We start from the raw sequence: 12,949 nt of genomic DNA, 5'->3' as shown, positions 1-12,949 counted from the left end.
AATTACAAAAAAGGTATTTTTGGATAAAAAAATTTCACTGCTGTAGTATAAGATACAGTAAATTATTAAAAATTTAGAAATGGTACAAACTAAAGCACAAAGAAGTGCAGCAGCTAAAAAAGCAGCTATAACTAGAAAAAGAAATGCTGCATCCAAAGCAGCTCCTAAAAGAAAGGCAGCAGCTAAAAAAGCAGCTCCTAAAAGAAAGGCAGCAGCTAAAAAAGCAGCTCCTAAAAGAAAGGCAGCAGCTAAAAAAGCAGCTCCTAAAAGAAAGGCAGCAGCTAAAAGACGATAACATCGTCAACAAACTAACAATCGTCATCCAGACGGCGAATTGTTTTCCATTTTTCTAAAATTAAACAGTGAAAACTATGCATCTTAGAAGTAATTAATTTTTAAAATTTTTATTGAAGGTTTTTCTTTCCGTATGATTTTATTCAGTTAGGTTTTGCCTACAAACCTTGTGACGGCATTTCTACGAAATTATTCGTCAATATAAACACGACGGACAATTTATTCTATTAACATATCTTTTTTCGGTTCTGTTGTGTTGTAGATTAAAAAGATAATTTTTAGATTATCATATTTTGTCTTTAAGAAAAATAGTTTTTTACTCTGATTGCTACAAATTACAATCAACAAGATATGTTACAGATACGCAACTCATAATTCTAAAGATAATCAACGTATTAAGAAATACAATTTCAATACATGGTTTTCATTCTTTTCTTTTTTCTTTGATCTTTTTCTTTAGAGGAGGATTTTAAAGAGTAGTCATATTCAGGATATAATTTGTCGAATCTACTTTCAACTCCGTCTTCTTCAATATTGGGGTTTGAATAATCCATTAAAGTAACACCACGTCTAGTTGTGCCAAATTGAATCTTTTTCTTTACACAAATCAGAACAATATTCCATCTTATTATCTAATTTTTCACCACAGTAATTACAATGAATAGATGGATCATATGATTTGGCATCCAATGCAGGTTCACGATAATTTAGCAATTGTTGACGATACAAAAGTATTGTTTAAAAAATATCAGATAATTGAGTTCATTTTAAATGAAATCAATTCATTTGCAGTTTAAATAACTGGATGTGAGTTGAGTGAGAGATATTCAATTATACCAAAATGTTACAAAAGATGCCTTAAAAATACGACAATAGAGCAAAACAAGAAATTAACAAAATCAAACAGAGTTATTATATTCCAAGCCTAGATTTTTGAGAAATTTGTTAGCTTCCTTCATAGCATGTTTTTGTATTTTCATACGGTCTTCCTTTTGCATGGTTTTGGATTCTAGTAACAGTTCATTCATGAGTCGAATTCCTTCATGTGCTCCTTTTCTAAGCCCTAATTGATATAATATTGGAAGATTAGATATGGCTGAAGATACACCAAAATTTATTTTAGAACCACCAGAAGATTTTTTATCTGGAAATTCAATTTTTATGAATTTTTCAACTACTTTTGAAAGTATATCATCTAGATTCTTACTTAGATTACGTTCAAGTTTTGTATTCTTTTCTTTTCGTGCCATCATAATAATTCGTTTAATTTTTAGTAATGCCTGATTTGATTCAACAGAATCAAAATCGTTTGCAGAAAGATTCACTTCAAAATCTTTCATAAATGAAGAAATGATGAAAGATAATGCTTCTTTTCTACAGGATGTTTTTGTTGTTCCAAAAGGACAGTTATCACAATTTGTAGTAAAGTATCTAGCACCACGTTGACCAAAACTAGACAAGATGATTTTATCTTGATCACGTAATTTACTAATTGTTCTAGATACAAGGCCTTCATCAATTAAAAGAGATTGGGAAATTTCTTGATTAGAATACGAACCCTCATCAATCAATTTTAAAATTTCTTCTTCTAGCTCACCCGGAGATCGCCTTGACTGTTCTTCGATGGCATCAGCTAAATAATGAGATACCAATTTGTCCCCAGCATCATGATTAATTATGAATGTAGTTCCATTAAATTCAGCATCAAGTCCAGAAAGTGTTTCTGCTTTAATGATTTTGGTAAGAATCTTATCAAAGTGTTTAATTTTGAATTCTTTTAATGATTCAGCTAATTGGGTTTTAGAAATTTCAAGATTACCCTTTGCAAATAAATGATATAATGCCCACCTGACCTTTCTTTCATCACTTCTTTCAATTAAACGCAATAAACCACAAAAATCATCAATATCATCCCATTTAATCTCAGAAATTTCATCATCAGAGATTTTGATGAATAATATGTTATCAAGATTTTGTAAAAATTTTTCAAATTTTTTTAGTGTTTGTTGTTTTCTCGGAGTTTGTTTGATTTTGAGACTTTTAGGTATTTCATCAATTAAATTCTTTTTTAGAATGGTGGAATCATTACGAAATATTTTTGTTTCATATTTTAGAAATTCAAAAAATTCCAAAGATTTATCGTTAATTGAACTTGGCGAAAACAATTTCAATCCCAACAGATTTTGATTTGAAAGTCCCACATATTTTCAAGATCATTTGACTATTTATGAGTACCAAGACAAGTAGATGACCAACACACTCATGTCAAAACAGACAGTAAAAGGTCATAATAGAAGAGAGTTTAAAATAAATCTGTTTTTAGAGGGTAAAAGCAGTTCTAAGATTTTGAAAAGTATATTAAAAATAACGGATGCAGCATATGATCATAATGGTATTGCTTACTGCTAAAGAAATTAAAAAATTAGATGATGCGTGTTTAGAACTATCTAAAAATGAAAAAGTAAGGCATGTAGGGATAATTAATGAACTTGGAAGATTGATTGCAGGTGGATTCAAAAAAGGAAAGTCACCGTTGATCAAAGATGAAAAAATATCCATGATATACATGCAAATGCAGTTGGATTTTAAAATGAGAAAAGAGCTTGACGATATTCTTGGACCAATTGACTATATTGCATCTAGAAGAACAAAACAATTGCTCATAAGTGTTCCAATTGGGGATAATTTGATACTCATTTCAGCAGAACCTGATGCAGATGACAAACAAATCATAAAGAAAGCAGAAGAATTGTTTGACGACATAACAATTTCTACAATTTAAAATACGCTGTTCATTGTAATGAATAGTGCACATCACAGAACAAAACAGTTCCATTAGGCAATGTTTTTGCCGTAATACAATGTCCATCTTCTAATCCTTTGCCACAAACATAGCATTCAACCTTAGAAACTGAAGAATGTGATTTTACAAGATTATGCATGTTATGCATAATCGTTTGATTAACCCCCTGCATGGTAATTAACATACATTCAAATACGATATAAAGGTACCGTACTATACCGTAACTTTATCATGCCTAGAATGAACATTTTAAACAAAAACAGCGTCGTCTGCCCCCACTCATCAATTTAAATAATAATACATCAAAATTTTGTACATGGGTGGACATCTTTGGAAATGCTCAAGCAAAAATAATACCCCTAGATTTATCTGAAAACCAATTTCAAATTTATAATAAAATTTCAAGAAATTACTCGCATTCATTCCTGTTTGAATCATTAACTGGTCCGGAGGTTTTGGCAGAAACTTCAGTGATGGGATTTGATCCAAAAATTGTTTTCAAAGGATATTCAGACAAAGTTGAAATAATTTCGGATGGAAAAATACAAACGATTCAAACCACAGACCCGTTTTTAGAACTAAAAAAGATAGTAGGAAAAACAGATGATCAAAGTTACAGATACCTAGGAGGAGCAGTAGGAGTTGTAAACTATGATGCAATCAGACTAGTAGAGAATATTGCAGATTCGCATAATTCGAAACAACCATTAATGGAGTTTGGAATTTATGATGATGGAATACTTTATGATAATTTACACAAAAAATTATTCTATTTCTATCATGATGAGAATAGATTTGACAAATTAATAATGGGAGAGGATATTTTTGAAGAATTTCATTCAAGTGAAGTGACTCCAAATATGGATAAAGAAAAGTTTTCTGAAATTGTAAACAAAGCAAAAAAATACATTCATGATGGAGATATTTTTCAGGTTGTATTGTCTAGAAAATTTGCATTCAAAAACAACGGAGACCACTTAACATTATACAAAACACTACGAAAACTGAATCCATCCCCATACATGTATCATTTAAAACAGGATAGAAAAACCATTATTGGTGCATCACCAGAAATGTTAGTTAGAATCACAAAAGACAAAGTTGAAACATTCCCAATTGCAGGAACTAGAAAGATTACCAATGATGAGAGAGAAAACAAACAGTTGGCAGATGAATTAATTCATGATGAAAAAGAACTGGCAGAACATACAATGTTAGTAGATTTGGGCAGAAACGATATTGGAAGGGTTTGCAAGTATGGCACAGTCCATCCAGAATCATTGATGCAGATAAAACGATTCAGTCATGTCCAGCACATAGTGAGTCATGTCATAGGCAATTTAGATCCTAAAAACGATATGTTTGATGCGTTTCAAGCAGTTTTTCCTGCAGGAACCGTTTCAGGAGCACCAAAGGTTAGAGCCATGGAAATTATTGATGAATTAGAACCCGAAGCAAGAGGCCCATATGCGGGTGCGGTAGGATATTTCTCATACAATGGTTGTTGTGATTTTGCAATTGCAATTAGAAGTATTTTCATTGAAGACAATGAAGGATTCATACAATCAGGGGCAGGAATTGTTTCAGATTCAATTGCCGAAAACGAATTCAAAGAAACAGAACATAAAGCAGGAGCCATGCTTCAAGCACTAAAAGAGGCATCAAAATGAAATTTCTAATTATTGACAACTATGATTCATTTGTATATAACATTGCACAGTATCTAGGAGAATTAGGAGTTGACTGTGAAGTCATACGAAATGACAAGATTACATTAGATCAAATTAAACAAAATAATTATGATGGAATAATTATCTCTCCAGGTCCAGGAACACCAGAAGATAAAAAATATTTTGGTGTTTGTTCAGACGTTATCAAAGATATTGGTCCAACCACTCCAATTCTAGGAGTTTGTTTAGGGCATCAAGGAATTATTCATGCATTTGGTGGCAAAGTAACTAATGCAGGATGTGTTAGACATGGCAAGACAAGTCCAGTGAAGCATACAAATTCAGGATTGTTTCTAAATGTAAAGAATCCATTTAGAGCAACACGATATCATAGCTTGGTTGGAGATAAAACAAAAATTCCAGATATTTTGGAGGTAACTGCCACAGCTGACGATGACGGAGAAGTAATGGCAATTACACATAAAAAATACCTAATCCAAGGGGTACAATTTCATCCAGAATCAATTATGACAGAGAATGGTAAAAAGATTCTAGAGAATTTTATAAATCAAGTAAAGGAGAAAAAATCACGTTCAAAATAGAGCAAGAGATGATTCCAATGACAGAAATACTTACTGATAGAGAAAAACTTGTTTCAGTCTATGGATTCACAAAATACTATTCAGATGAAAATATTCCAGACGATTTTATTCATATGTTAGTAGAGCAGTGCATTAAAAAAAACACAAATCTAGAAACAGTTGATCTGAAAAAAGAGATAAAAGGATTAGATAATTTTTTGACATTTACAATAGAATCCACAATGCAAAATATTGAAAAATCAGTTTTGTATAAAAGAATAATTTCAGATATTCCAAAGCCATTCACAGTGGGAGATTATCTCAAAAAAAATGCAAGAGAGGCATTAATTTTTGTTTATTCAGTAGGAAAAGGAATCGATGATGCATCAAAAGAGAGTAACGTTCCATTTGATTTTCAAAATTATATGAAAAAATTTGATGACTGGGTATTTTATGAGAGTTTTTCAGAAAGAGAGTTTGAAGAGATTCCCAAACACACACTAAAGTTTCTAAATACAGTCACTGATGAGATTAAACGAAAGCCGGAATCAGGAGAGATAAAATGATTTCAGAGATCATTACAAAACTTCAACAAAAAACTGATCTAAATTATGATGAGATGAATTCGGTCATGACAGATATTCTGTCAGGAAAAACAGATGATGAGCAAAATACAGAATTTTTATCATACCTTGCAGAAAAAGGAGAAACAGATGATGAGTTATTAGGAATGCTTGATAAAATGCAAGAGTTTTCACTCAAAGTCCAAACAAAAAACAGAGGAAGAATAATTGATATGTGTGGTACAGGAGGAGATAAGATTCAGACATTTAACGTGTCAACTACCGCATCATTTGTCGTAGCAGCTGCTGGTGGAATTGTTGCAAAACATGGAAATCGTTCAAGCTCTGGAATTTCAGGAAGTGCAGATATTTTTGAATATTTTGGATATGATTTGAACCTAGAGCCTGCACAAATTTCAGAAATTTTGCTAAAGCACAACATTTGTTTTATGTTTGCACAAAAATTTCATCCTGCAATGAAGCACATATCTAAAGTAAGAAAACAACTAGGAAAAAGAACTGCATTTAATTTGCTAGGACCGCTATCAAATCCTGCTGGAGTCAAAAATCAACTAATAGGAGTATTCTCAATAGAATACCTTGATAGGTTACCTGCAATTTTGAAAAGAAAGGGGGCACAAAACATCATGACAGTACGTTCTGATGATGGAATGGACGAATTTTCTACAAGTGCTACCAACAGAGTATGTATTTTGAGAAATAACAAAGTATTGATGAATGTAATTGATCCAGTTGTGGTAGGACTACACAAATCAAAACTTGAAGACATACAAATCAAGACAAAAGAAGAAGCCATAAAATCATTTGTGGGAGTTCTCAACAATACAGCAACCCAAGCTATGATTGAGACCACAGCACTAAATGCAGCTGGTGGGTTAATTGTTGCAGACATTGCCAATAATTTCGAGGAAGGCGTAGATATTGCATTAAATACAATTAAAGACGGTAAAGCATTTTCATTGCTAAAGAAATTTGTTGCAGATACAGGAGACATTTCAAAATTAAATGAGTTAACATAATGGCAGAAAACATTCTTAGAAAATTAGTAAATAATTCTCAGATGGCAATTGATGATGGAGTATACGATGTTAATCCAAAACTGCAAAAATCAAGTAAAGATTTCGTGCACATAATTAAAACAAATCCTCATGCTACACTCTTAACTGAAATTAAATTTGCATCACCATCACTTGGAAAGATTAGAACTACATCAGATCCGGTAAGCATTGCAAACCAGATGATTACGGGAGGCGCCAAAGCATTGTCAATTTTAACTCAACCACACCTATTCAATGGCTCCCCTGAATTTTTCATGAAAGTAAGACAAGCATTTGATGTGCCATTATTAATGAAAGACATCATGATTGATAAAATTCAGATCGATGCAGCAAAAAAGATAGGTGCAGACTACATGTTAGTAATTCAGTCATTATTTGATCAAAAATTCCTCAAAGATATTGATGAGTTCATCAGTTATGGACACAAACAAGGATTAGAAATTTTACTTGAAGTCCACACAAAAGAAGAATTTGAAAATGCCCTAAAGACAGATGCGGACATCATTGGAATTAATAATAGAAATCTAGACACATTAGAGATCGATATTAAAACTACAGAGTATGTCCTAAAAGGATACGAGAAATCAAGGATAATTCTATCTGAAAGTGGGATCGAAACACCAGAAGATATCAATTATCTCAAAAAATGCGGCGCAGATGCATTTCTGATTGGTTCAAGCATAATGAAAAGCGACAACATTCAAGAACAGGTAAAAAAATTGGTGAATGCATATTGAAATATCCTAAAAATGGCAAATTTGGAGAATTTGGTGGAAAATACATCCCAGAAACACTTGTTCCAGCAATTGAGGAATTAGAAGAAAACTATCTTAAATTCAAAAATGATAAAAATTTCAAAAAGGAATTAGACTATTATCTAAAAGTGTATGCAGGACGTCCAACACCATTATACTATGCAAAAAATTTATCAGAAAAACTAGGTGGTGCAAAAATCTATCTAAAAAGAGAAGACTTGTTGCATGGAGGAGCCCATAAGATCAATAACACTTTGGGTCAAGCACTATTAGCAAAAAAAATGAACAAAAAAAGAATCATTGCTGAAACGGGGGCCGGACAACATGGTGTTGCAACAGCTATGGCATGTGCTGCTTTGGGAATGAACGCAGAAGTGTATATGGGACACAAGGACACCATACGTCAAAAGCTTAATGTGTTTAGAATGGATTTGTTAGGTGCAAAGGTCCATCCTGTAAAATCTGGATCAAAGACGCTCAAAGATGCCATCAATGAAGCAATTCGGGACTGGATTACAAATGTAGAGACGACATATTATCTTCTTGGTTCAGCAGTTGGTCCACATCCATATCCAGTAATGGTAAGAGATTTTCAAAGTGTGATCGGTGCAGAAATTAAAACTCAAATGAAAAAAATCAATAACAAAACACCAGACATTGTAATTGCATGTGTTGGAGGAGGTTCCAATGCAATAGGAACCTTCTATCCACTTGTAGATACCAATGCAGAAATCATTGGTGTTGAGGCAGCAGGTCAAGGATTAAAATCAAAAATGCATTCAGCAACACTATCAGCAGGTTCAAAAGGAGTACTACATGGTATGATGACATATCTACTTCAAGATGAAGAGGGGCAGATTACTGAGACACACAGCATTTCAGCAGGACTAGATTATCCAGGTGTTGGACCTGAGCATTCATACTATAAAGATACCAAGAGAATAAAATACCGTTCAGCAACAGATGTTGAAGTAATTGATGCATTCTTAACGCTTACAAGAACAGAAGGGATAATCCCAGCTCTTGAATCAGCTCATGCCGTAGCTGAGGCAATCAAAGTGGCTAGAAAAGGAAAGAGATCAGAATCAATCGTAGTGACACTTTCTGGAAGAGGTGATAAAGACGTAGAAGAAGTGCAAAATTATCTAAATAAAAATAAAAAAACACATACCAAATAATACCTATTTAGTGTATTTTTTTTAATTTCATCTGTAGAAATTCATCCAAATAATCATCTAAACATGGCAGCTAAAAAAACAGCAGCAAAAAAAACAACAGCAAAAAAAACAACAAAGGCTTCAAAAAAGAAATAATCTTTTGAATCCTTGTTTTTTATTTTTAATAATTTTATTTTCAGGTACTAATAGCATAAATGAGAATTAGAAATTGTCCATAATTTTAAACTGCATCTCATCAGATTTGAAAACAAAATAATTGAATAGTTCAAAACAGTTTTTATTAAATGAGATAATCAAACCAAGCAAGGCCAAGTAAATGTCAAAGATTAAAGAAAAATTTATGGAATTAGAGAAGAAAAATCAAAAAGCCCTGATTTCATATATCATGGCAGGATTTCCTAATGAAAAGGCCACAATTTCAACAGTAAGAGGTCTTGTCAAAGGTGGAGCAGACATCATAGAGTTAGGATTTCCATTTTCAGATCCTCTAGCTGATGGACCTGTTATTCAGAATGCAAGTACTGTATCACTTCAAAAAGGAGCTAAAATAAATAAATTTTTTACACTTGTTAAAAAAATAAGAAAAGAGACAGGCATACCACTAGTGTTAATGACATATACAAATATTTTGTATCATAAAGGATATTCAAAATTTATCAAAGATGCAAAAAATGCAGGAATTGATGGATTCATTCTTCCGGACATGTCAATTGAAGAGTCAAAAGAATACATACATGCTGCCAAAAACAATGCAGACACAGTATTTTTAATATCTCCAAATACTACAAAAAAAAGAATAGAAAAGATTTCAAAAATATCCACAGGATTTTTGTATCTTGTAGCAGTTTATGGTACGACAGGTATCAAAACAGGAATAAAAAATTATACATTAAAAGCAATTAAAGATGTTAAAAAACAAACAGGTGGCAAAATCCCTATAGGTGTGGGATTTGGAGTTTCAACACCAGATGATGTGAGAAAATACATCAACGCAGGTGCAGATGCAGTAATTGTGGGCAGTGCATATTTGAAATTAATTGAAAATACTCCTCAAAACAAATTAGAATCAACGATAGCAGCGTTTACAAAAAAGCTCAAAAAACAAACACTTCTCAAGTAATTATCAAACCGTCAAAGATGGTGGTCAAGTATTTTACATGCATGGAGGGGGGAACTTCATTTCAGTTATGACCACCAAACTAGAATGTCTTCAATAATATACACACAAAGAAAAATAAAAAAAGTTCTACAAGAATTTCTAAAACTTGTTTAAAAAAGGAATAATTTCTGTACGATTGTGTAATTACTTAACAATTGACAATTTTGATCGAACAACAAACAAAGTTGAAAAAACACCAATACTTAGAATAGCCATTGTCAAAAATCCAAATTCCGGAATAACATAAGAGCCCATAACTTTGATTTCTTTTGAATGAGGTTTTATTGGGATTATTAATTTAGAGCCTGTTGCAGTTTCTTCAATTTGAATTTCTGCCAATTCTCCATCCACCCAAACAGTATCAGGATTTTCAATTAATGTAGGTGGCAAAATTATAGTTATTTGTTCATTTTCAGTATCGCCTGTAATAGTGAATGTCAAAGAACGTCCATTAGGATCAACATGTACAGCATTTGCAAGATTAGTGTCTAAAATGTATTTTATTTCAAATCCCAATCCATCATCACTGTATCCCGAGGCTACACGAGAAATAGATTGTACACTGCCGGGATTCTTTACTACATGAACTACCCCGTTCATCCAAGGATGAAGACTACAGTAATAATAAAAATCACCTAGCTCTGTAAATTCTCTAGTGTATGAATCACCTGCAGTAAAAAAACCACTATCAAAAAGACCATTTTCTTCACCGGACTGAGTTACAGAGGTAATTGTATGAAATGCAGTGTCAGCGTTTTTCCACGTAACAGAGTCTCCAGGGTAAATCGTAATGACACCAGTTGTCACACCAGTCGATTTTTCTGACCAAAAGAATGGAGCGCCAGGATCAGATGCACCAGAAGGAATCTTGATTTCATATGTGGATGCGGCAAAAGCAAGAGTGGATGAACCAAGAATCAGTATAAACAACACTGGTAAAACAAGAGTGAACCTCATAGAATAACAAACTACAAACTCCTATTTCAACTATTTTGATCGACAAAACATACAAAAACCAGATACTCGTTTCATTAATGTGCAGACAAAGTTCATTTTTGTTACAGGCGGTGTGATGTCGGGTCTTGGAAAGGGCGTAACTACCTCCTCAATTGCAAAATTATTACAATTAGCTGACCAGAAAGTATCATGTATCAAGATAGATCCGTATCTCAACTATGATGCAGGGACAATGAATCCAATTGCACACGGAGAAGTCTTTGTAACAGAAGATGGAGGAGAATGCGATATGGATATTGGAAATTATGAAAGATTCCTAAATCAAAATATTCCAAAAAGTCACAATATTACTACCGCACAAGTATACTCGTCAGTAATCGAGGCAGAAAGAAGAGGAGAATATCTGGGAGCATGTGTACAAATAATTCCTCATGTAACGGATGAGATAAAAAATAGAATTAGAAAGATTGCTGAAGAAGAAAAACTTGATTTTTTGATTGTAGAATGTGGCGGAACAGTAGGAGATATTGAATCTCTGCCATTTTTGGAAGCACTCAGACAATTAAGAGTGGAGGAGGGGCCACAAGGAGTAATCTTTGTTCATGTAACATTAGCACCATCATTAGATGTAGTAGGAGAGCAAAAAACAAAACCTACGCAACACAGCGTACAAGAACTCCGAAGAATTGGTATTCAGCCGGATTTTTTAGCAGTCAGATGTACATTACCGTTAGAAGAAAAAACGAAGAAGAAAATTGCAATGTTTACAAATGTAATGCCAAATGATGTTTTATCGTGTCATGATGCAAATTCAATATTTGAAGTTCCACAAATGCTGTATGATCAAGGAATTATGGATTCCATATTTACCAAATTTGGTAAGGTTGGAATGGTTAACGCTTCAGCTAACTGGGACAAATGGAATGAGATTGCCCAGAACATGGTAAATCATGAAGACCAAAAAGTAAAGATTGCAATGGTGGGAAAATATGTCACACTTGCAGATAGTTATGTTAGCGTAAATCATGCATTAAAGCATGCAGGTGCAAAAATTGGAAAATCAGTAGATATAGACTGGATAGATTCTGAGTCAATTTCCGACTACAACATACTAACAAAATATGACGGGATTTTGGTTCCAGGAGGATTTGGTACAAGAGGCTCTGAAGAAATAATTAATACTGCAAACTTTGCACGGGAAAAAAACATACCATATCTTGGTATTTGTTTTGGATTTCAATTAGCAGCAATTGCATTTGGCAGAAATGTTTTGAAATTAGACGATGCAAATTCTACTGAGATAAAGACGGATGCAAAAAATCCAATAGTGGATTTGCTTCCAGAACAAAAAGATGTTTCAGACATGGGAGGATCACTCAGATTAGGAGCAAATGAAATAATAATCAAAGAAAACACAAAGGCGCATAAAATTTACAACGCAGGTTCCATAAATAAAAGACACAGACACAGATATGAAATAAACAAAAAATACATACCAGAATTTGAGAAAAATGGATTGATATTTTCTGCAGAAAGTGACGGAGGAAAAAGAATGGAAATGTTAGAAATTCCATCACATAGATTCTATATCGGAGTTCAATTCCATCCAGAGTTCAACAGCAGGCCGGGATTTCCGGAAGAAGTTTTTGCGGCGTTTGTAAAGGCTGCATCTGAGAAATAGGGAATTTTGAATCCCAATTATGGGAAATGACAGTTTTCACTATATACTTAAAAAATCAAGTTTTTGTAAGTTTTGACAGAATGTAAGGAATGCGGTAAAGTATACGAGATAGGTGTAAAAGATTGTTGTTCTGATGACTGTTTTAAGAAAAATATTCAGAAACGAATTGATGAAGCAGTAGAAAATGACACTTCACATACAAAAAAAATTTCCAGAGAAGATTCTTGAA

General features: G+C 33.1%; 14 protein-coding genes. 11 read left to right on the top strand and 3 right to left on the bottom strand.

Annotated features, from left to right (window positions below; translation table 11 throughout):
* The first annotated feature begins 79 nt into the window (after positions 1 to 79).
* Entirely contained in the window at positions 80 to 295 is a 216-nt protein-coding gene (locus K5783_RS03170) for a hypothetical protein (protein ID WP_264953960.1), read from the top strand.
* Between the two features lie 409 nt (positions 296 to 704).
* On the opposite strand, the gene K5783_RS03165 is transcribed toward K5783_RS03170, so the two are convergent.
* Both K5783_RS03165 and K5783_RS03160 read right to left on the bottom strand, forming a co-directional pair.
* Entirely contained in the window at positions 705 to 848 is a 144-nt protein-coding gene (locus tag K5783_RS03165) for a hypothetical protein (protein WP_297472092.1), read from the bottom strand.
* A 345-nt stretch (positions 849 to 1,193) separates the two neighbouring features.
* Positions 1,194 to 2,495 carry a hypothetical protein gene (locus K5783_RS03160; RefSeq protein WP_297472091.1) on the bottom strand — a complete coding sequence of 434 codons (1,302 nt, stop codon included), beginning with the start codon at positions 2,493 to 2,495 and terminating at the stop codon, positions 1,194 to 1,196.
* A 179-nt stretch (positions 2,496 to 2,674) separates the two neighbouring features.
* Between K5783_RS03160 and K5783_RS03155 the strand changes: the two genes are divergently transcribed.
* From K5783_RS03155 to trpA, 8 genes are all read left to right on the top strand, one after another.
* Positions 2,675 to 3,076: a DUF6659 family protein gene (locus tag K5783_RS03155; protein WP_297472090.1), complete on the top strand. Its 402-nt coding sequence runs from the start codon at positions 2,675 to 2,677 to the stop codon at positions 3,074 to 3,076.
* A 341-nt stretch (positions 3,077 to 3,417) separates the two neighbouring features.
* Entirely contained in the window at positions 3,418 to 4,767 is a 1,350-nt protein-coding gene (locus K5783_RS03150; RefSeq protein ID WP_297472089.1) for an anthranilate synthase component I family protein, read from the top strand.
* A complete protein-coding gene (locus K5783_RS03145) occupies positions 4,764 to 5,369 on the top strand; it encodes an aminodeoxychorismate/anthranilate synthase component II (protein ID WP_297472088.1) in 606 nt (201 codons plus the stop codon). The genes K5783_RS03150 and K5783_RS03145 overlap by 4 nt, the downstream gene beginning before the upstream one ends.
* 17 nt (positions 5,370 to 5,386) lie before the next feature.
* A complete protein-coding gene (locus K5783_RS03140) occupies positions 5,387 to 5,914 on the top strand; it encodes a hypothetical protein (protein ID WP_297472087.1) in 528 nt (175 codons plus the stop codon).
* Positions 5,911 to 6,951, top strand: a complete 1,041-nt coding sequence (gene trpD / locus K5783_RS03135) for an anthranilate phosphoribosyltransferase (protein ID WP_297472086.1) — start codon at positions 5,911 to 5,913, stop codon at positions 6,949 to 6,951. The genes K5783_RS03140 and trpD overlap by 4 nt, the downstream gene beginning before the upstream one ends.
* A complete protein-coding gene (locus K5783_RS03130) occupies positions 6,951 to 7,727 on the top strand; it encodes an indole-3-glycerol-phosphate synthase (RefSeq protein WP_297472085.1) in 777 nt (258 codons plus the stop codon). The genes trpD and K5783_RS03130 overlap by 1 nt, the downstream gene beginning before the upstream one ends.
* Positions 7,724 to 8,923, top strand: a complete 1,200-nt coding sequence (trpB, locus tag K5783_RS03125; RefSeq protein WP_297472084.1) for a tryptophan synthase subunit beta — start codon at positions 7,724 to 7,726, stop codon at positions 8,921 to 8,923. The genes K5783_RS03130 and trpB overlap by 4 nt, the downstream gene beginning before the upstream one ends.
* A gap of 316 nt (positions 8,924 to 9,239) precedes the next feature.
* On the top strand, positions 9,240 to 10,043 hold the full coding sequence (gene trpA, locus K5783_RS03120; RefSeq protein WP_297472083.1) for a tryptophan synthase subunit alpha: 804 nt from the start codon (positions 9,240 to 9,242) through the stop codon (positions 10,041 to 10,043).
* Between the two features lie 183 nt (positions 10,044 to 10,226).
* On the opposite strand, the gene K5783_RS03115 is transcribed toward trpA, so the two are convergent.
* Entirely contained in the window at positions 10,227 to 11,039 is an 813-nt protein-coding gene (locus K5783_RS03115) for a plastocyanin/azurin family copper-binding protein (protein WP_297472082.1), read from the bottom strand.
* A gap of 79 nt (positions 11,040 to 11,118) precedes the next feature.
* On the opposite strand from K5783_RS03115, the gene pyrG reads away from it, so the two are divergent.
* Both pyrG and K5783_RS03105 read left to right on the top strand, forming a co-directional pair.
* Positions 11,119 to 12,720: a glutamine hydrolyzing CTP synthase gene (pyrG, locus tag K5783_RS03110; protein WP_297472081.1), complete on the top strand. Its 1,602-nt coding sequence runs from the start codon at positions 11,119 to 11,121 to the stop codon at positions 12,718 to 12,720.
* 72 nt (positions 12,721 to 12,792) lie between these two features.
* Positions 12,793 to 12,948 (top strand): hypothetical protein, encoded by a 156-nt coding sequence (locus K5783_RS03105; RefSeq protein ID WP_297472080.1) that lies wholly within the window; start codon positions 12,793 to 12,795, stop codon positions 12,946 to 12,948.
* Position 12,949 lies beyond the last annotated feature (1 nt).

This window comes from Nitrosopumilus sp. (genome assembly GCF_025699125.1).
GTDB lineage: Archaea > Thermoproteota > Nitrososphaeria > Nitrososphaerales > Nitrosopumilaceae > Nitrosopumilus.
This window is presented reverse-complemented; position numbering and strand designations above follow the sequence as displayed.